We start from the raw sequence: 19607 nt of genomic DNA, 5'->3' as shown, positions 1-19607 counted from the left end.
CATTTTATGCCCCCATGATTGACGGGGTTCCGGCCACAGCACATATCTCAATCAGTTAAAATTATTCTCGCTTGTGCGTACTCCTTTTTGAAGTTCCGGCCACAGCACATATCTCAATCAGTTAAAATAAAACATGGATTCAATCATGCGAGACGTTAGTTCCGGCCACAGCACATATCTCAATCAGTTAAAATCATACACGCGCTTCCTGTGCTGCCAGCCGTGTTCCGGCCACAGCACATATCTCAATCAGTTAAAATCATTTTAGAAAACGGGCAATGGTATGGGGCGTTCCGGCCACAGCACATATCTCAATCAGTTAAAATAGCATGCCATCTTTGAGCAAGTCCAAATCAGTTCCGGCCACAGCACATATCTCAATCAGTTAAAATGGCTTTATAGCGTGCTTCCATTGCTGTACGGTTCCGGCCACAGCACATATCTCAATCAGTTAAAATGATGTCGTAATTTTCTTCATTGGGGCGTTTGTTCCGGCCACAGCACATATCTCAATCAGTTAAAATGCATATCGTGAGAAACACGCGGAGGTAATGGTTCCGGCCACAGCACATATCTCAATCAGTTAAAATCAAGCCCGATGGTGTCGGCAATCACTTTGAGTTCCGGCCACAGCACATATCTCAATCAGTTAAAATTGTCCACGACACCATGATCCTTGCCAACTAGTTCCGGCCACAGCACATATCTCAATCAGTTAAAATAAATTCGGGCAGGATATAGATCGGGAAACAGTTCCGGCCACAGCACATATCTCAATCAGTTAAAATTTTTTAAAGCTTTTAAATGCTTTTAGGTAGGTTCCGGCCACAGCACATATCTCAATCAGTTAAAATTGAAGGGCGCACTTATACGTTTCTCATAAAGTTCCGGCCACAGCACATATCTCAATCAGTTAAAATAATCAAGAGCTGGAGTGGCTGAAACAGGCAGTTCCGGCCACAGCACATATCTCAATCAGTTAAAATAAAATCTCCAGCAAGAATAACCCCCTGACGGTTCCGGCCACAGCACATATCTCAATCAGTTAAAATACAGCCATTTCAAATATAAACCTTGCAGCAGTTCCGGCCACAGCACATATCTCAATCAGTTAAAATCATGACCCTCGAACAGCTTCGCGCGACGCAGTTCCGGCCACAGCACATATCTCAATCAGTTAAAATACAAAGCCAATAACCATTTGATTTCAAATAAGTTATTGGCTTTGTTTTTAACTAATTCCATGTTCATTTCAAAATAAATCAAATTGATCTGGTGATTTTTTAGCGGGTTCTTTCACTTTACTCTGGAAAGAAATAATCTTTTCATACTGTTTATCAGTTAATTGCAGTATGTTTACTTTACCACCCTTAGGCAACCCTGACTCAATTTTCTTACAGCAGGTTTCTATTTGCTTGGAACTCGAAAAAAAACGCATATACACACTAAACTGCGACATTTCAAACCCCAAATCCAACAGGGCATTCCTGAAGTCAGTCGCTGCTTTTCTTTCTGCTTTTTCCATAACAGGAAGATCAAACATTACGATTATCCACATAAGCCTGTATCCTGATAACATAGAAAACCTCAATTCAGGTAAGTGAAATCGGCAAACCTGGTAATGGCAACTCAAGCCTGTCTCGTTCTTTTAACATTACCAACGCCAATGAAGTAGCAAGTTTTTGAGTACAAACAGTTAAAGGAGTAATACCAGCGAGAGTTTGCATATCCTCATACATTGTTCTCACCAATATTCTTTTTGTTTCTTGGTTAACCTCATAATTTCCAGCTTGCACCAATTGGTAAACCTTTAAATCAACCATTGCTCTGAAAGGCTCCATCAAGTCATCTACTAGCCTCATGGCATTACTCGCATTGCTATGATACAAACCAATACTCGGATGCAACCCCGCTGCCACTACTGCTCTGGCTGTAGTAGCACGTAAAACGGTATAACCATAATTTAACAAACCATTAATTTGGCTTTCGCTACGATCTCGTCTAAAGTCCTTCCCAAATAACAATGACCAGTATCTTCTTGCTGCCTGCGCCTCAATATTTGTTGAATCACCACTTTTTATTTTTTTAATCAAGGCCTGTATGGGTATAAAAGGCGCGCCAATTACTTCTAGCACACATGCCTGCTGCTCAAGCTTGGATTTAACAATACTGGCCCATAGCTTTTTCCTTAATGGAACAGAAGCTGCAATTTGCGCATCCATTCTTTTTGACTGCTCATAATTCCCTTCAATAGGCAGCAACATACCAACAGCATTATGGTTGGCAGCACATAAAACAAATGGAGCTCCCATATTTGCCAGCGCCACCAAAATATTATTGGTATAGCTAATACCGTAAGCATTAGCTATTACCGCAGAGATATCATCCAGAGGAACTCTCCCCAGTTCTTCACGATCCCCCTCGGTGGAATTGACTTTTAAAAAGCCTCGATAAAGAGAAAGATGACGATTATCTTCTGCTATTTCAACAATTCTACCGAGCATAAGCCTAGCCCTTGAATCCTGGATCGTTTACCTGACCAATGAGTGAAATCGTGATTTTTCTTCCCTGACTTTTCTGTAATGAACTTGGAGTTTTATATATATATTTAAATGGATCCTCCGGATTTCGATTTCTTGCATCAACATTAGCCTCATGATGAGGAGTCAACGCTATGACTCCTGTAGATTTAATGCTTATTATTCTTAAAGTCATCATTTTCTCATCATGTTCACACCTAACCATATCCCCTTTTATTAAGCGCATCACCAATGGCTTACCTGAAATACTTTGCTCTCTATTCCTTAATACTGCGTCCCCATGTTTTCTGACAACTTGGTATGCCTCAAACGTTGAAACTATCTCACCGTCCCACTTCCCTTTTGCATTCTTGACTATTTCAAGACAATAGTTGCTGTCCCCCTTATATCCTTTATAAGGGCGTAATGAACCGTCAGGTAAAACGCCATGTCTTTCCCTGGCTTTATCGCTAGTCATTTTGAGGACAGCCAGCTTTTCCCTTATGAATTCTTTTTGACCATTATTATTTTTATGATAGCCAACATATCCCTCATCCAATAAAGAATACGCTGTATCGTTGTGCATTCCACCTTCATGGCTATGATCCGGTTTATGACTGACCCAAATATTATTCACAGCACGTTCCACATGCTCACGATAGGTTTCCCATGGAGGAGTCACATTCTCAACCAAACGCTCCAGACCCTTTTCTCGAGCCTGTTGATTCGCCCTGGAAAATTGTTGCAGTAAAGACCTGTCAGTAATACCAATTACACATGCATCAACAGCATGATGCCTATGATCATTACGATTTTTTTCACCGTGCAAACCCAAGACATCATTAAGACCGAACTGGTTTCGTAACCTGGCTGTCATTTGGCCTGGAATCACCCAAGTATTCGGACATATCAATTTGATATATTCACGAGTTAATTTACTTAAATAACGGGTGTCATTCAAAGCTCTTGCCAGAAAATCCTTATCGTTTTTCAACCAAATTTCATAGCCATCAGGCAGAAAACGATAAGATTTTTCTTTTTTCATGCCTTTTGAACGCTGCACCATTTCATCGTAGTTAAAACCGGCAATTTCTTGTGTACCGAACGCTTCATAAGGCGTTTTATTGGCCTTATATCGATTTGCCAATCTCATACACAGAGTTTTGTTATTCATACCATCATCAAGCGTTCTTGAATAAGGCAGAATATGCTCAATTTCAACCTCAGGACTAAAAAGCATTGAGGCACTAATTTGCACTCCAGAGTATGGACACTTTCTGTCCATAGGATCATACGCAAGCTCTTCCCAAAGAATCATTTTTTGGATATCGCTGCGACTCACCCTTTCTTCGCTAATACCCAATATGCCGGCGATTTGTTCACGACGTCTTGCATTGTTTCTCTGATTTTCAGCTTGCTGTTTTCTTTCTTTATCTTTCTGCTCCTTGCTTTGCTTTAAATCCCTGGCTACTTCAACTACCACTTCGGTAGGATGACCATATTTTTTTATTAAGGCGTTCACTACAATCCTGATTTGGTTTAAGCCTATATGCACAGTTGGATTGGCAATTTTTCCATATCTTTTTTCTAATGAATCCTCAGGCTTACCACTGCCAAAGCCAACATGCCTTTCCAGTGGAATACCGTAATATGGCAGCTCTTCATGCACTTCTCCATCACGCGAGGCATCCAACATACTATGATGCTCAAAACCAGCAGCCAATACCGCCTTATCATACGTTATAACTTCCTCTTGCAAGTGAGGCAGGATTCTGCCGATCGCCTCATAAGACAAAGATCCATAACCATCAGGCAAAGCCACTGAGGATAGACTTTCTGCCTTTGCCTCATCAACACCTGTATTATTGATTAACCATTCAATGAGATTGGCCTCATCCTCTTCGGCCAATAACTTCTGAACAATTTCATCTTGTTTGTTTACAGGAAAGGTAAACCAGTGATTACCAAAAAAACTTTTCTTAGCCAGAATAGAAGCTGTTTTATTACCATTTAAATCCTGCCTTTTATCATCTTCGATGTTGAATCTGACAGCCCCTGAAAAACCTAATTTTTTACGTATTTGATCAAAAGAACGTTTTTGGTTTTTATTTAACTCTTCAACGATTGAATCACGTTGCTGCCTGTTTAATGGGATTAAATTAAATTTTTCATCCAGATAACGTAAATTATTTACCTCTTGATAAATCCGGAATAATTGGGCACTTGGCAATGCCAACGGGGCCCTTTCCAATTCCGGCAAAAATGTACAACGCCCAGGCTTAACCGGCTTTAGATTTCGTTGAAAAAGGAGTGTGTTTTTCAGTAAGGCTTTGTTTGACTCATTAAACAGCACTGGATTCCAGTGTGCCTGCGCCTGCCACAGTTGCTCAAATTCATCCTCAATCATTGAGCGGTCAATATACAAATCATAATTTTTTTCTATTTTGTCACGACCATTATCCTGAGCCATTCTGGTCTGACGTAAACGGGCACGTACGGTTTCACCATTCAGCATACGCTTATACAAGTATTCACCTATAGTACGTGCTTCACTATTTTCAATTTTTTCTTTTACTTTTTTAATAGCTGTTTTCAGTGCACCACTTTCATTCTCATTCTTGTCTGTTTTCCGGTTGCTTTTAAAACCACGACGCTGATTAATATGAAAAAGCGCTCTGGCAAATTCTGCTGGCGTTAAAGCTTCATCCAGCCCCCTTGCCCGTAACTCATAGGGGTTCAGTTTTTCCAGTTCTTTTCTGGCTTCTACCGTTGCAGGAAAAAAACCCAGTTCAATTAATTGCCTGAGCATTCTGTTTTTTCTTTTCAACAGACGATCTCGTCTTCTTCTGGCTGAGCGTGCTTGCCGTCTTGTAACCGCTAAAGAAGTTCCATCCTTTGGATTACGGCCATCTGGAAAGATACGCACACCTGCTTTCATAATTGCAGTAGGTGTATTTGTATCAGAGGCCAATCTTAAAACAGCCCAACCAATCGATGTACTTCCAACATCCAAAGCAAGCCTATAACGTCGTAGTAATGCCATAATCCCCCCAATCTTAAAAAAATATTTTGTTATTATTGTAGTCCTATGTTACTATAAATACACTTAATTGATTGAGATATGTGCTGTGGACGCTAACAAGCAAATATATGCACAAAATGAAAAGCCGCACATGTGCGGCTTTTACTTTTAATATAAAGAAAAATTTTTCACCTAAAAAAATCAGGGTTTTTCAGCAATATAAATCCTAACCATCCGACTTGGATACAAAATCTCAATCTTCTCCAAATCAAACAACCAGTCATCAAAACACATCATTTCCCAAAACCCGCCGGTGGAAGGGTCTATCAGTTTAGACAGATCTGATTGATCCACTTGCTTACCAGGTACGCCACCTCCAGGCAACCCCACAACTTCTATCCGCCATGCAGGTCCGGCAAGATCATTATCAGCACGGTTTACAAACAAGTGGTGATATTCTCGCTGCGAACGCCATTCAAAATTATGCTTGGGTGGCATTATGTTTCCCCTTAAAAATTGTCATTACACTTTATACACACTATTACACCAATCATAACACTCAAAAATGAAAACAAGAACGTGAAATCACCCCACCCTCACAACCAACGCCGCACTTTCTCCTTATACGCCAGATATTCCTGCCCAAACAGTTTTTCCATGACCCTTTCCTCGGGAATAATCTGGAAACGGGTGATATACAGTACGTATGCCATCACACCCAACAAAGCCCAGGCAGACGCCAGGTAAATGGCCAACGCCAGCAACAACAAAGCCATACCCAGGTACATCGGGTTGCGTGAATATTTATAAATACCCGTACAAACCAGGGCCGATGATTTTTCAGGGCTCATGGGGTTCACCGTGGTTTTTGCTTTCCGGAATGAAACGGCCCCCAGAAAATCGCATGCCAGGCCAATAAATGCCACGATGGCAGCAATACTCTGGCGTATCAGTGCCCCCTCTTCTGTCCTGATAGCCGCCGGACTCAATTGCCACATTAGAAGCCCGATGACAATCGCAATGAGTGGTGGAGGAATTCTGGTTTCAAGCTTATTCATAACAATATCCATAAAAACATGCCTGCCCAGTAAAATGGTAACAAAAAACCCGCACTACCAGAAGCAGTGCGGGTTTTGCAAACGGATTATTGCCTGAAGCAATAAAACGGCTTACATGTTTTCGATCATTACCTGACCAAAGCCAGAGCAGCTAACCTGTGTTGCGCCTTCTAACAGACGGGCAAAGTCATAGGTTACTTTCTTGGACAGGATTGATTTTTCCATAGAGGAAATGATCAGGTCTGCCGCTTCTGTCCAGCCCATGTGACGCAGCATCATTTCTGCAGAAAGGATTTCTGAACCTGGGTTCACATAATCTTTACCTGCATATTTAGGTGCTGTACCGTGAGTTGCTTCGAACATGGCAACAGAGTCAGACAGGTTGGCACCAGGAGCGATACCAATACCACCAACTTGTGCGGCCAATGCGTCAGAAACGTAGTCACCGTTCAGGTTCAGTGTAGCAATGACAGAGTACTCGGCAGGACGCAACAGGATTTGTTGCAGGAATGCGTCAGCGATAGAATCCTTAACAATGATGTCTTTACCTGTTTTTGGATTCTTGAATTTGCACCATGGACCACCGTCGATCAACTCGGCACCGAATTCTTTTTGTGCCAGCTCATAGGCCCAGTCACGGAAACCACCTTCGGTGTATTTCATGATGTTGCCTTTATGAACAATGGTGACGCTTGGCTTGTCGTTATCGATTGCGTATTGAATGGCTTTGCGAACCAGACGCTGTGTACCTTCACGTGATACGGGCTTGATGCCGATACCGGAAGTGTTAGGGAAGCGGATTTTGGTTACGCCCAGTTCATTTTGCAGGAAAGCGATCAGTTTTTGAGCCTGGTCGGATTCAGCGGGGAACTCGATACCGGCATAGATATCTTCCGAGTTTTCACGGAAAATGACCATGTCTGTTTTTTCAGGTTCACGCACAGGTGAAGGAACACCTTTGAAGTAACGTACGGGGCGCAAGCAGACATACAAGTCCAGTTGCTGGCGCAGTGCCACGTTCAGTGAACGAATACCACCACCAACGGGAGTTGTCAGGGGACCTTTGATGGAAACAACGTAATCCTTGACGGCTTCCATGGTTTCTTCTGGCAACCATACGTCGGGACCATATACTTTGGTTGATTTTTCACCAGCATAAACTTCCATCCAGTGAATTTTACGTTTGCCGTCGTACGCTTTGGCAACGGCAGCATCAACCACTTTCAACATGACTGGAGTGATGTCTGCACCAGTACCGTCACCTTCGATGTAAGGAATGATTGGCTGATCTGGTACATTCAGAGAGAAGTCGGCGTTTACCGTGATTTTTTCGCCCGCTGCCGGGACTTTGATATGTTGATAAGACATGTTGGCTCCGTAACCCACATTAAGACAATTAACCTAAAACATGCAGCCTGATAGGAGTAAGCTGCAAGTCTTATATAAGACTCACATAGTTTAACTGAAAAAATTTAAACCGCCTTAAAACATTGCCGATTTTTCAGAAATATTTCCTGATGACCACAATTCTGAGGCAAAATAGCCTATTGATTTCTACTTTTTTACCTTCAATATAGCTATGTTCAACCCTTCCCGTGACCAGGTCAGAGATTTTTTTATTGATACCTGGCGTAAACACCAGAACAAACAGATTCTTACTCCACTGGAGTCGATTGCCCTGAACTGGATTCAGCAACATCCCGAATATCACCACGTACTTGAAAACCCCGACGCAAAAACCAGGGACTTTTCAGTAAATGAAGGTCAGGTGAACCCGTTTTTGCACCTGTCGATGCATTTGGCCATTGAAGAACAGATTTCCATTAACAGCCCTCCGGGTATCAAGGATGTATTCCAGACACTGGCCGCTGGCAGCAACCCGCACGATGCGGCCCACGAAATCATGGAGTGCCTTGGCACTATTCTGTGGGAGGCCCAACGCTTGGGCAAACCCCTTGACAACGATTACTATCTTGAATTGCTGCGCCAACGCGTAAAACGCCATTAAGCCAATTCCAGCCCTCCGTTGCTGGCAGACCGGCCTATTCATTAAACGCAGCGGCCAAAAAAAAAGGAAAAACCGCTTCTAAAACCGTTTTTCCTACTGACGCCGTTGACTTAATACGCTTGGCAAGGTTGCCAGCCAAGCTGAAATATTGTCTATGTCCTCTGGGGTCAAGTTCTGGACCTGAACCGTCATGATGGGATTTTTCCTGACATTTGCGGACGGCGGTGCATTACGCGCCCCCCTGACATAGGCCATCAAGGCATGTTTCAAATAATCATCATGCTGCCCGGCCAGAATAGGATACATGGATGCCAGCGTAGTGACAGCATCGGCACCATGACAGGCCACACAGCCTTTTGTCTCGAAAGCCAGTTTCCCGGCCTGCAGATCGGCCGCATTCACGACCCCTGACATGGCCAGCACAATGCCTGACAACATTACATTTACCTGTTTCATGACAATGTCTCCGACTATTTGAGTTGGGCGTAATAAGCTGCCAGATCAAGCATATCCTGCTCTGACAGGCTGTGGGCAATGGCAATCATTGAGGGAAAGGTGCGGGACCCCGACTGGTATTCTTTCAGGGCAGCAACAATGTATTCCGCATTCTGGCCGGCAATTTTGGGCACCCGGTACACTTCGGGGAAACTGGCCCTGTACCCTTCTATACCATGACAACCCATACACATGAATACTTTGCCTTTGCCCGCCTCTATGTCTCCGGCAGGGGCGGGCTGCTGTGCAAATACAGGCAATACCACTGCACAGCTTGCCATGATGGCGAACTTATTTATGGTACGCTTTAACGATTGCTTCGTCATATATTGCTCTTCTTGGTGATTGTTAAAAATTTTAATTAAAAACAACGGATAGAGCTGTAATTGATTGATTTTATGATTCGTACTATCAATTCGGTTTAGTATTAAGACTTGATATATTGAACCACTATTTTTATGTTGCAGGATGGAAATGAATATACCTATAAACCCTAATGGCTCAACAAAATTTTCAGGAACAGACCGTTACATAGCAACCGAAGACCTCAAACTGGCGGTTAATGCGGCCTTGACTTTACAGCGTCCGCTGTTAATCAAAGGAGAACCCGGCACCGGCAAAACCATGCTGGCCGAAGAAGTCGCCAGGGCATTGGGACGCGATTTGCTACAGTGGCATATCAAGTCCACCACCAAAGCCCATCAAGGGCTGTACGAGTATGATGCGGTGTCGCGCCTGCGTGACTCCCAGCTGGGTGATGAACGGGTCAAGGATATCCGCAATTACATTAACAAAGGTGTATTGTGGCAGGCTTTTGAATCAGAGAAACCCTGCGTTGTTCTGATTGATGAAATCGACAAGGCCGATATCGAATTCCCCAACGACTTGTTGCGCGAACTGGACCAGATGGAATTTCATGTCTATGAAACCCAACAAACCATCGTGGCCAAACACCGCCCCCTGGTCATTATTACCTCCAACAACGAAAAAGAACTGCCTGACGCCTTCCTGCGCCGCTGCTTTTTCCACTACATCCAGTTTCCCGACCGTGCTACCCTGCGGGATATTGTCCATGTGCATTTCCCCGATATCAAGGCCGAAGTCCTGCGGGCTGCCCTTGATCACTTTTTCACCCTGCGTGAAGCGCCCGGCCTGAAAAAGAAACCGTCCACATCCGAATTCCTTGACTGGCTGTCGCTCCTGATTTCCGAAGACATCAGCGCAGGCAAAATTGATGCCCATGCGGCCACTGCAATACCCGTGATGGCAGGTGCCCTGCTGAAAAACGAACAGGACCTGAACCTGCTGGAACGACTTTCCGCCATGGCGCAAAATATGCGTCGCTCATAAGTCAGGCTGCCCATGTTTATCAATTTCTTCTACCACCTTCGCAATCACAAGCTACCGGTATCCGTTAAAGAATACCTGACCCTGCTTGAAGTCTTGCGTGAACAGGTCATGGCACCCACTTTGCATGATTTTTACCTGCTGTCACGCATGACACTGGTCAAGGATGAAACACTGTTTGACCGCTTTGACCAGGCTTTTTCCCTCTTTGCCAAAGGCGTCGAGGCCCAGCTGGCCGACAGCAAGGAGATCCCGCTTGAATGGCTGATGAACGAATTGCAAAATTCACTCACCCCAGAGGAAAAAGCGGCCATTGAAAAACATGGCTGGGAAAAACTCATGGAACTGTTCAAGCAACGCCTTGAAGAGCAGCAAGAGCGCCATGCCGGTGGAAACAAATGGATAGGCACCGGCGGCACGTCGGCCTTTGGCAATAGTGGCTATCATCCGGAAGGCATTCGCGTAGGCGGAAAATCCGCCGGCCACCGAACGGCCGTCAAAGTCTGGGATGAGCGCCTGTTCAAGGAATATGATGACCAGCAGGAACTGGGTACCCGCAACTTCAAGGTTGCCCTCAGGCGCCTGCGCCGCTTTGCCCGTGAAGGGGCGGCCGAAGAGCTTGATCTTGAGGACACCATTCGCAGCACGGCACGCAATGCCGGCTATCTGGATGTCAAGATGGTTCCCGAGCGTCACAATAACGTCAAGGTCCTGATGTTGCTAGATGTAGGTGGCAGCATGGATGACCATATCAGCCGGGTTGAGGAACTGTTTTCCGCTGCCAGCAGCGAATTCCATCACCTGGAGGTTTATTACTTCCATAACTGCGTCTACGAGCGTGTCTGGCGCTATAACAGCAACGGACGCCGCAATTACATTGATACCTGGGAGTTGCTCAGAAAATACAATGCAGACTGGCGCCTGATCCTGGTTGGCGATGCCACCATGAGCCCCTACGAAATCATGCACCCGGGCGGCTCGGTTGAGCATTACAATAAGGAAACCGGTGCGGCCTGGCTGCAGCGTCTTATAGAACACTGGCCCAAGACGATCTGGCTCAATCCCGAACCCACCAGTTATTGGCCTTACCGGCAATCCATTGAGCTTATTCGGAACATAGTGCAAAACCACATGTACGGTGTCACGGTAGCAGGCATTGAAGAAGGTATGCGGCTCTTGTCCAAATAACCATCCCTTATTAACACGGCGTCATGCCTCATCACCTAAATTGCCATGATACATCGTCAGCCACTTTCGCTTCGCATCACTTTTTTATTACTGTCTTTTTTTCTTTTTATGTCATCACCCATTGCCGCCACAGGCACCCCCACCCAACCGGTACAAACCCATAGTATCGAAGGCATTACCGAATACGTACTGGGCAACGGTTTGCGAGTCCTGCTGGCTCCCGATCAATCCAAACCCACCACCACCGTCAACATGACCTACCTGGTAGGATCACGGCACGAACAATACGGACGTACGGGCATGGCCCACCTGCTTGAACATTTGATGTTCAGGGGCACACCAAACACACCCAATGCACTGGCTGAATTTTCAAAAAGAGGCTTGCAGGCAAATGGTTCAACTTCAGCTGACCGTACCAACTACTACGCCAGTTTCGCCAGTAACCCCGAAACCCTGAAATGGTATTTGACTTGGCAAGCTGATGCCATGCGCAATGCATCTATCCAGGAAGCGGACCTGAATGCCGAACGCAGCATTGTCCTGAACGAACTTGAACGAGGCGAAAACAACCCCTTCAGGACCCTGACCGAAAAAATGCGTTCAACCGCCTACCAGTGGCACAATTACCGCAACAGCACAATTGGCGCACGCAGTGACCTTGATGGCATGCAAGCCGATGAGCTGCGCGACTTTTATGACCGCTACTACCAGCCTGACAATGCCGTCCTGGTGGTGGCCGGCCAGTTTGCGCCCGCCCAAACGCTTAAGCTGATCAATGAACTGTTCGGTTCCATTCCCCGGCCCGAACGCGCCCTGAACGAAGCCCCTACAGTGGAACCCCAGCAGGACGGCAAGCGTCAGGTCACTCTTGAACGCAGCGGTGGCATGCCCTTCATCGCCGCTACTTACCATATACCGGCAGCTTCCAGTGAAGACTATATCCTGCTGGACATGGCGGCCAATATCCTGGCTGACAGCCCCTCGGGCCAACTCTACAAAAAACTGGTTGAAAACAACCTGGCAACCGGTGTATTCGGCTTTGCCATGGCCCACTACCACCCAGGACTGATCTTTTTCGGTGCCCAGCTTAATGACACCATGGATATTGCCAAAGCGCAGCAAACCCTGCATGAGGTGCTGGAGCAAAGCGCTGCAAACCCCATTACCCAAGAGCAGCTGGACCGGGCAAAAAACAATTGGCTGACGCAATGGGATGAACTGTTTGCCAGCACCGAACAAATGGCGATTGGCCTTTCCGAAGCGATTGCTTCGGGTGACTGGCGACTTTTCTTCCTTGAACGCGACCGGGTCAAGAACATAACCCTGGCAGATGTACAGCGAGCCATACAAACTTATTTGGTGTCCAGTAACCGCACTAGCGGACTTTACAAGCCTACCGACAATCCGCAACGTGCCCCGTTTGAAACCGTGCCCGATATTGCCCAATTGCTGAAAGACTACAAAGGAGATCCCACCTTTACGCAAACGGAATCCTTCGACTCTTCTCCAGAAAACATCGACAAGCTGACCCAACGTGAAGTCATCAAGCTGCCTAACGGCACGATTAGCACGGCGATGCTGGTCAAGCCAACCCGTGGCAATCGCGTCCAGGCCGATTATAAAATCCAGTTTGCCAACGCTGAAGCCTTAAACGATATGGCCAGCCTGTCAGCGGCAGCTGCCTCATTGATTACTAGTGGCACTGCCACCATGTCGCGTCAGCAGATCCAGGACCGCATCGACGCGCTTCAGGGCAGCATTCATTACGGCATCAGTGGCAACCGTCTGATGGTGTCGGTTTCAACACAGAAAAAGTATTTCCCTGATTTGCTGCAATTCAGCCTGGAACTGATCCAGCAGGCCAACTATCCCCTGAAAGAGGTGGATGAATACAAAGAGCGGGTTGTCACGTCTGTAAGAAACGCCATGACCGAACCCGGTGCACTGGCTAATAATACCCTTAGCCGCCACAGCAATATCTGGCCCAAGGGCGATATCCGTTATGTACCTACTTATGAAGAATTAATCAAAAGCATTCAGGCAGTCAACCCCAAAGCCCTGCGTGAATTCAAAACCCATTTCTTCGGTGCAGGCGATATAGATATTGCCGTCGTGGGTGATTTTGATCCCAAGCAAATCAAACATATTCTGGAAGATAGCCTTAACAGCTGGAAGCAGGCTCCTGCTTACGAACGCATAGAAACGCCTTACCATAGCGTAAAACCGGCTACATTCACGATTGAGACCCCCGACAAGGCCAATGCCGTGTATATGGCCAGACTGCCGGTCGAAATGCAGAATGACGACCCGGATTATCCGGCCCTGTTCATGGCCAACTACCTGTTGGGCGCCACTGAAACCTCACGTCTGTGGACACGTATCCGTACCCAGGCGGGCCTTTCTTACAGTATCCGCAGCGCACTGAACATTTCCTCCTTCGAGCCCTCGGGCACATGGTCCTTACAGGCCATTTACTCACCCACTGAAAAGGAACATATCAAATCACTGATTGATGAAACCATTCAGACCACCCTGAAGGAAGGTTTTACCGAAGAGGAACTGAATGATGGCATACGCTCGGTCCTGAACCTGCGTTCATTGGCCCGCTCACAAGATAGCGTCCTGTCGTCCACCTGGCTGAAATACCTGGCCCTGGACCGCAGTTTCGAATGGAACAGAAAGTTTGAAAACGCCATTCAAAACCTCACTGTGGCTGAAGTCCATCAAGCCATGAAGAAATACCTGAAACCTGAAAACATGTCTGAAGCGTTTGCGGGTGATTTTGAAGGCAAGAAAAACTGATCCATTCCGGCCAGTCTGATACTCCCACGCAGGAGCTTGGGAGCAAGATAATCATGTCTTTCAACACATAGGCGCAAAAAAATCCCTGCCTACATCAGGCAGGGAAATAAGCCATTTTTCTTAACTGAAAATTTCTTAACTGAAAAACTTCTTGACCCGGTCAGTCCAGGACTTGTTTTGGGGCGAATGACGGTCGCCACCATCATCAAGCGCTGCCTCGAACTTGCGCAACAGGTCTTTCTGTTCTTCGTTCAGGCGTACCGGTGTTTCAACAATCACGTGACAATACAAATCGCCGGGATAGCTGGAACGAACCCCCTTGATTCCTTTGCCGCGCAAGCGGAAAGTCTTGCCGGTTTGCGTACCCTCTGGGATGGTGATCTCACCTTTTCCGCCCAAGGTAGGCACTTCAAGGTTTCCACCCAAAGTAGCCGTCACGAAAGGCAACGGCACCTGGCAATGCAGGTCATCGCCATCACGCTCGAAAATGCTGTGTTCCTTGAGGTGGATTTCCACATACAAATCACCGGAAGGTCCCCCATTCACACCGGGTTCGCCATTGCCGGCCGAACGAATACGCATGCCTTCATCAATACCGGCAGGAATCTTGACCTGAAGGGTTTTGTTCTTGCGTTTACGACCTACGCCATCACAGGCCGGGCAGGGATCCTTGATTTCCTGACCCGAACCATGGCAGGTTGGACAAGTTTGCTGAACACTGAAAAAACCCTGCTGCATGCGAACTGAACCACTACCGCCACAAGTATGACAGGTGGTAGGCTTGGTTCCTGCCTTGGCACCGCTGCCATGGCAAACATCACAATGCTCCCAGCTGGGAACACGGATTTCCGTATCAAAGCCATTGGCGGCCTGCTCAAGGGTAATTTCAAGGCTGTAACGCAAATCGGCGCCACGGTATACTTGCGGACCACCGCCCCGGCGGCCACCACCAAAGATATCACCGAAAATATCACCGAAAACATCACCAAAATTACCGGCACCTGCCCCCATTCCCGCATTGGGATCGACACCGGCGTGGCCATAACGATCATAAGCCTCGCGTTTCTCGGGATCTGAAAGCATTTCATACGCTTCCTTGATCTCTTTGAACTTATCTTCGGCCTCTTTGCTATCCGGATTGCGGTCAGGATGGTACTTCATTGCCAGCTTGCGGTAAGCTTTCTTGATTTCCTCATCCGTGGCGTTTTTGGCGACACCAAGAGATTCATAATAATCACGCTTTGCCATTATTTATACGCCTTATAACTCTTTAACAAATTCCATATATTTAAAAACAATACCCGGTTAAGCCATTGAAGACAGAAACCGGGTATGAGTGCTCACGATAATGCGATCACTTATGCGTCACGCTTGACTTCTTTAAAGTCGGCATCAACGACATTTTCATCAGCTGGCTGGGCACCTTCAGGAGCCTGGCCGGCCTGGGCCTGCATGTCTGCGTACATTTTCTCACCCAGTTTCTGGGAAGCAGTCATCAGGGCCTCTGTCTTGGCATCGATCGCTGCCTTGTCACCATCTTGCAGTGTTGCTTCAAGATCTTTGATCGCTGCTTCGATAGCTTCTTTTTCAGCCGCTTCCAGCTTGTCACCGTATTCAGTCAATGACTTGCGTGTAGAGTGAATCAGGGCATCAGCCTGGTTGCGTGATTGTGCAAGCTCGGCAATGCGATGATCCTCTTCAGCGTTGGCTTCCGCATCTTTAACCATGCGTTCGATTTCTTCCTCAGACAAACCAGAGTTGGCTTTAATGGTAATTTTGTTTTCTTTACCAGTGCCTTTATCTTTGGCAGAAACGTGCAGAATACCGTTGGCGTCAATATCAAATGTGACTTCAATTTGTGGAACACCACGTGGTGCTGGTGGAATACCTTCCAGATTAAATTCACCCAACGCCTTGTTACCGGCTGCGATTTCACGCTCTCCCTGGAACACCTTAATGGTTACTGCAGGCTGGTTATCGTCGGCAGTAGAGAAAACCTGAGAAAAACGGGTAGGAATCGTGGTGTTTTTCTGAATCATTTTGGTCATGACACCGCCCATGGTCTCGATACCCAGAGACAATGGCGTCACGTCCAGCAGCAACACGTCGGTACGATCGCCTGACAGTACGGAACCCTGGATAGCTGCACCGGCAGCAACCGCTTCATCGGGGTTGACGTCTTTACGTGGTTCTTTACCAAAAAACTCTTTGACCTTTTCCTGTACTTTTGGCATACGGCTCATACCACCAACCAGAATCACGTCATCAATGTCGCTAACCTTGACACCGGCATCCTTGATGGCCACACGGCATGGTTCAATCGTGCGGTTGATCAGCTCTTCAACCAGTGCTTCAAGTTTGGCACGGGTGATTTTCAGGTTCAGGTGTTTCGGACCGGAAGCATCTGCCGTAATGTAAGGCAGGTTGATTTCGGTTTGTGCGGTTGAAGACAGTTCGATCTTGGCTTTCTCGGCAGCTTCTTTCAGGCGCTGCAACGCAAGCACGTCTTTGGACAGATCAACGCCCTGCTCTTTTTTAAACTCTTCAATAATGTAATCGATGATGCGCTGGTCAAAGTCTTCACCACCTAGGAATGTATCACCGTTGGTGGACAGTACTTCAAACTGCTTTTCGCCATCCATGTCAGCGATTTCAATGATGGAAACGTCGAAAGTACCACCGCCCAGGTCATAAACCGCGATTTTACGATCGCCTTTTTCAGCCTTGTCCATACCGAAAGCCAGTGCGGCAGCGGTAGGTTCGTTGATAATGCGCTTGACTTCAAGGCCAGCGATGCGTCCGGCATCTTTGGTGGCCTGACGCTGGCTGTCATTGAAATAGGCAGGCACGGTAATAACCGCCTCGGTGACTTCTTCACCCAGGTAGTCTTCGGCCGTTTTTTTCATTTTACGCAATACTTCTGCGGAGATTTGGGGAGGCGCCATTTTTTTACCTTGCGCTTCCACCCATGCATCACCGTTATCGGCTTTGATAATGCTGTAAGGCATCAGGTCGATGTCTTTTTGCACTGCGCTTTCGTCAAATTTGCGACCGATTAAACGTTTGACCGCAAACAGGGTGTTTTTAGGGTTGGTAACTGCCTGACGTTTTGCCGGTGCACCGACCAATGTCTCGCCATCTTCCATGTAGGCGATGATGGAAGGTGTTGTACGTGCGCCTTCGGCGTTTTCAATAACCCTGACTTTATCGCCGTCAAGAACGGCTACACAACTGTTGGTTGTACCCAAGTCGATACCAATAATTTTGCCCATTATGCTTACCTTAATAATAGATAATCTGAAATTTTGTAAAAATCCTGTTTTAATTATTTAAAACAGGATCGTTGGATACTTACAATGTGGGGATAAAAAAACCATTTTCAAGATGTCGAAATTATTTTTTTAATGTCCGCCATTTTTATTTGTGCCACAAACAGTTTATTGCTTTCCGGCCGAAACCATGACCAGGGCCGGACGCAACACGCGATCGGCAATCGTGTAACCTTTTTGCAGTGACTGTAAAACACAGTTGGCTTCAACCTCTTCGGATGGCACCGAAGAAATGGCCTGATGCAGATTAGGATCAAATTTGTCACCAACGGCAGGCGCCACTTCTTTAAGATGGTTGCGTTCAAAAGCCTGATTTAACTGGCGCAAGGTACTTTCCACCCCTTCTTTCAGGGCTTCCAATGTCTGGTTCTCGATGGCCAGGGCTGCTTCCAGACTGTCTTTGACCGGAACCAGGCTTTCAGCAAAGCTTTCGGTGCTGAATTTACGCGCCTTGACCACATCATCCTGGGCGCGACGGCGAATATTTTCCATTTCGGCACGGGCACGCAACAGCTCATCGTGGTACTGGCTAACCTTGGCTTCAAGTTCCGAATATTTTTCGGCCAGATTTTCTTCCATCAGTACGGTTTCTTCCAAGGTATCCTCTTGGTTTGCATCGGTTTGCTGCTCAACTTCTGGATTTTGCGGCTGTTCCGGATTTTTTGAATCTTGAGGATTATTCTCTTGTGACATTCGGTTCTCCAAACATGAGGTTTATATTGAATGAGCCTTAGATTGAGGCAAATTTCGGGATTTCAAGGGGGGATATATTCAGCAAGTTGAGCTTGACAGCTCCGGTCACCATCCTTGCAAATGGCGTTTTACGATATCCTCTAGTCCTTGCACCCATTCCTCATCACTATTCAGGCAAGGAATGTAGCGGAACTGCTCGCCACCGGCGGCCATGAATTCATTGGCACACTCAAGCTGGATTTCTTCCAGGGTTTCAAGGCAGTCTGCCACAAAACCCGGACACATCACGTCCACCCGCTTGATACCCTTGGCTGGATAAGCTTCCAGGGTTTGCTGGGTAGCGGGCTCGAGCCACTTTTCTTTGCCAAAACGGCTTTGAAAACTCAAGTCAATCTCGACGCCTTCGTCGGCAAGCGCCTGCTTGAGCAGATGCAAGGTGGCCTCACAATCTTTGAAATAAGGATCGCCCTTATTCACACAGCGCTGTGGCAAACCATGAAAACTTAACAACAGGCGTTGCGGCTTGCCATTGATTTGCCAAAATGCCTTTACTTTATTGGCCAGTGCATTGATATAACCCGGTTCAGCATAAAACCGCTTAACGAAGCGGTATTCGGGCTGATCACGTAACCGGCTGAAAAGGCAGGCAATTTTATCAAAAATGGTGGCCGTCGTACTGGCGGAATATTGCGGATACATCGGCACCACCAAAATACGCTCACACTGTTGCTGGCGCAGGTTTTCAAGCGCTGTTGCCAATGAAGGCTTGCCATAACGCATGGCCACCTCTACCGGAACCGGCAAATTCTGCCGCTTGAAGCTTTCATTAAGCTTTTTGGCCTGGTTCAGGCTATGCACCAGGAGCGGAGAACCGCCTTCCATCCAGACCTGCTGGTATTTATGTACCAGTTTTCTGGAGCGAAACGGCAGGATCACCCCCCTTAAGATGGGTTGCCATAACAACGCAGGCAACTCTACCACCCGCTTGTCGGAAAGGAATTCAGCCAGGTATTGCCTGATGTCAGCCGCAGAATAAGAAGAAGGCGTACCAAGATTGACCAGCATTACACCTGCTTTCATATCCTGATAAGGTTTGTTGACAATATTGTTGTGATCAAGCTTTTTTTCAGGTTCAGGCATATTTCG

The 19607-nt window shown here is 46.7% G+C and carries 16 protein-coding genes and 1 CRISPR repeat array (1 of these 17 running past the window's edge); of the genes, 4 read left to right on the top strand and 12 right to left on the bottom strand.

Translation table 11 applies throughout. The features are described 5' to 3' along the window. Positions 1-1184: a CRISPR direct-repeat array (repeat unit 36 nt; unit sequence GTTCCGGCCACAGCACATATCTCAATCAGTTAAAAT) (it extends 1954 nt beyond the left edge of the window). 68 nt (positions 1185-1252) lie between these two features. The 6 genes from cas2 to icd all read right to left on the bottom strand — a co-directional run bounded on the left by cas2 (position 1253) and on the right by icd (position 7967). Then, entirely contained in the window at positions 1253-1558 is a 306-nt protein-coding gene (gene cas2, locus ACM5Q9_RS05460) for a CRISPR-associated endonuclease Cas2 (protein ID WP_169295275.1), read from the bottom strand. 34 nt (positions 1559-1592) lie between these two features. Further along, entirely contained in the window at positions 1593-2504 is a 912-nt protein-coding gene (gene cas1 / locus ACM5Q9_RS05455) for a type II CRISPR-associated endonuclease Cas1 (RefSeq protein ID WP_418143729.1), read from the bottom strand. A gap of 4 nt (positions 2505-2508) precedes the next feature. After that, entirely contained in the window at positions 2509-5562 is a 3054-nt protein-coding gene (cas9, locus tag ACM5Q9_RS05450; protein ID WP_418143728.1) for a type II CRISPR RNA-guided endonuclease Cas9, read from the bottom strand. A 180-nt stretch (positions 5563-5742) separates the two neighbouring features. Further along, the gene (locus ACM5Q9_RS05445; protein WP_418143727.1) at positions 5743-6039 is read right to left on the bottom strand and encodes a hypothetical protein; all 297 of its coding nucleotides are present in this window, start codon (positions 6037-6039) and stop codon (positions 5743-5745) included. 98 nt (positions 6040-6137) lie between these two features. Further along, positions 6138-6599, bottom strand: coding sequence for a methyltransferase family protein (locus ACM5Q9_RS05440; protein ID WP_418143726.1), 462 nt, complete (start codon positions 6597-6599; stop codon positions 6138-6140). Positions 6600-6710: 111 nt separating this feature from the next. Further along, positions 6711-7967 carry an NADP-dependent isocitrate dehydrogenase gene (gene icd, locus ACM5Q9_RS05435; RefSeq protein WP_418143725.1) on the bottom strand — a complete coding sequence of 419 codons (1257 nt, stop codon included), beginning with the start codon at positions 7965-7967 and terminating at the stop codon, positions 6711-6713. Positions 7968-8178: 211 nt separating this feature from the next. Here icd and ACM5Q9_RS05430 point away from each other — a divergent pair, with 211 nt between their 5' ends. Next, positions 8179-8607, top strand: a complete 429-nt coding sequence (locus tag ACM5Q9_RS05430; protein ID WP_418143724.1) for a DUF1841 family protein — start codon at positions 8179-8181, stop codon at positions 8605-8607. A 93-nt stretch (positions 8608-8700) separates the two neighbouring features. Here the strand turns inward: ACM5Q9_RS05430 and ACM5Q9_RS05425 are convergent, their stop codons facing one another. Together ACM5Q9_RS05425 and ACM5Q9_RS05420 are read right to left on the bottom strand one after the other, a co-directional pair. Beyond that, positions 8701-9063 carry a c-type cytochrome gene (locus ACM5Q9_RS05425; RefSeq protein WP_418143723.1) on the bottom strand — a complete coding sequence of 121 codons (363 nt, stop codon included), beginning with the start codon at positions 9061-9063 and terminating at the stop codon, positions 8701-8703. 14 nt (positions 9064-9077) lie between these two features. Further along, positions 9078-9428 (bottom strand): c-type cytochrome, encoded by a 351-nt coding sequence (locus ACM5Q9_RS05420; RefSeq protein ID WP_418143722.1) that lies wholly within the window; start codon positions 9426-9428, stop codon positions 9078-9080. Positions 9429-9576: 148 nt separating this feature from the next. On the opposite strand from ACM5Q9_RS05420, the gene ACM5Q9_RS05415 reads away from it, so the two are divergent. The 3 genes from ACM5Q9_RS05415 to ACM5Q9_RS05405 all read left to right on the top strand — a co-directional run bounded on the left by ACM5Q9_RS05415 (position 9577) and on the right by ACM5Q9_RS05405 (position 14439). After that, on the top strand, positions 9577-10452 hold the full coding sequence (locus ACM5Q9_RS05415) for an AAA family ATPase (protein ID WP_418143721.1): 876 nt from the start codon (positions 9577-9579) through the stop codon (positions 10450-10452). 12 nt (positions 10453-10464) lie between these two features. Next, a complete protein-coding gene (locus ACM5Q9_RS05410) occupies positions 10465-11637 on the top strand; it encodes a vWA domain-containing protein (protein ID WP_418143720.1) in 1173 nt (390 codons plus the stop codon). Positions 11638-11745: 108 nt separating this feature from the next. Beyond that, on the top strand, positions 11746-14439 hold the full coding sequence (locus tag ACM5Q9_RS05405; RefSeq protein ID WP_418143719.1) for a M16 family metallopeptidase: 2694 nt from the start codon (positions 11746-11748) through the stop codon (positions 14437-14439). 135 nt (positions 14440-14574) lie between these two features. Here the strand turns inward: ACM5Q9_RS05405 and dnaJ are convergent, their stop codons facing one another. The 4 genes from dnaJ to hemH all read right to left on the bottom strand — a co-directional run bounded on the left by dnaJ (position 14575) and on the right by hemH (position 19601). Further along, on the bottom strand, positions 14575-15687 hold the full coding sequence (gene dnaJ / locus ACM5Q9_RS05400; RefSeq protein WP_418143718.1) for a molecular chaperone DnaJ: 1113 nt from the start codon (positions 15685-15687) through the stop codon (positions 14575-14577). 110 nt (positions 15688-15797) lie between these two features. After that, complete coding sequence (dnaK, locus tag ACM5Q9_RS05395) at positions 15798-17711, bottom strand: molecular chaperone DnaK (RefSeq protein WP_418143717.1); 1914 nt, start codon at positions 17709-17711, stop codon at positions 15798-15800. Between the two features lie 165 nt (positions 17712-17876). Beyond that, positions 17877-18461, bottom strand: coding sequence for a nucleotide exchange factor GrpE (grpE, locus tag ACM5Q9_RS05390; RefSeq protein ID WP_418143716.1), 585 nt, complete (start codon positions 18459-18461; stop codon positions 17877-17879). Between the two features lie 105 nt (positions 18462-18566). Next, positions 18567-19601, bottom strand: a complete 1035-nt coding sequence (hemH, locus tag ACM5Q9_RS05385; RefSeq protein ID WP_418143715.1) for a ferrochelatase — start codon at positions 19599-19601, stop codon at positions 18567-18569. Positions 19602-19607 lie beyond the last annotated feature (6 nt).

The organism is Advenella sp. RU8 (assembly GCF_048381675.1).
In the GTDB taxonomy this organism is placed as follows: domain Bacteria; phylum Pseudomonadota; class Gammaproteobacteria; order Burkholderiales; family Burkholderiaceae_B; genus Advenella.
This window is presented reverse-complemented; position numbering and strand designations above follow the sequence as displayed.

Excerpts from the sequence above, each read along its gene's own strand:
- cas2 (WP_169295275.1), bottom strand. The coding sequence starts at position 1,558 with ATGTGGATAATCGTAATGTTTGATCTTCCTGTTATGGAAAAAGCAGAA.
- cas1 (WP_418143729.1), bottom strand. The coding sequence starts at position 2,504 with ATGCTCGGTAGAATTGTTGAAATAGCAGAAGATAATCGTCATCTTTCT.
- cas9 (WP_418143728.1), bottom strand. The coding sequence starts at position 5,562 with ATGGCATTACTACGACGTTATAGGCTTGCTTTGGATGTTGGAAGTACA.
- ACM5Q9_RS05445 (WP_418143727.1), bottom strand. The coding sequence starts at position 6,039 with ATGCCACCCAAGCATAATTTTGAATGGCGTTCGCAGCGAGAATATCAC.
- ACM5Q9_RS05440 (WP_418143726.1), bottom strand. The coding sequence starts at position 6,599 with ATGAATAAGCTTGAAACCAGAATTCCTCCACCACTCATTGCGATTGTC.
- icd (WP_418143725.1), bottom strand. The coding sequence starts at position 7,967 with ATGTCTTATCAACATATCAAAGTCCCGGCAGCGGGCGAAAAAATCACG.
- ACM5Q9_RS05430 (WP_418143724.1), top strand. The coding sequence starts at position 8,179 with ATGTTCAACCCTTCCCGTGACCAGGTCAGAGATTTTTTTATTGATACC.
- ACM5Q9_RS05425 (WP_418143723.1), bottom strand. The coding sequence starts at position 9,063 with ATGAAACAGGTAAATGTAATGTTGTCAGGCATTGTGCTGGCCATGTCA.
- ACM5Q9_RS05420 (WP_418143722.1), bottom strand. The coding sequence starts at position 9,428 with ATGACGAAGCAATCGTTAAAGCGTACCATAAATAAGTTCGCCATCATG.
- ACM5Q9_RS05415 (WP_418143721.1), top strand. The coding sequence starts at position 9,577 with ATGAATATACCTATAAACCCTAATGGCTCAACAAAATTTTCAGGAACA.
- ACM5Q9_RS05410 (WP_418143720.1), top strand. The coding sequence starts at position 10,465 with ATGTTTATCAATTTCTTCTACCACCTTCGCAATCACAAGCTACCGGTA.
- ACM5Q9_RS05405 (WP_418143719.1), top strand. The coding sequence starts at position 11,746 with ATGTCATCACCCATTGCCGCCACAGGCACCCCCACCCAACCGGTACAA.
- dnaJ (WP_418143718.1), bottom strand. The coding sequence starts at position 15,687 with ATGGCAAAGCGTGATTATTATGAATCTCTTGGTGTCGCCAAAAACGCC.
- dnaK (WP_418143717.1), bottom strand. The coding sequence starts at position 17,711 with ATGGGCAAAATTATTGGTATCGACTTGGGTACAACCAACAGTTGTGTA.
- grpE (WP_418143716.1), bottom strand. The coding sequence starts at position 18,461 with ATGTCACAAGAGAATAATCCTCAAGATTCAAAAAATCCGGAACAGCCG.
- hemH (WP_418143715.1), bottom strand. The coding sequence starts at position 19,601 with ATGCCTGAACCTGAAAAAAAGCTTGATCACAACAATATTGTCAACAAA.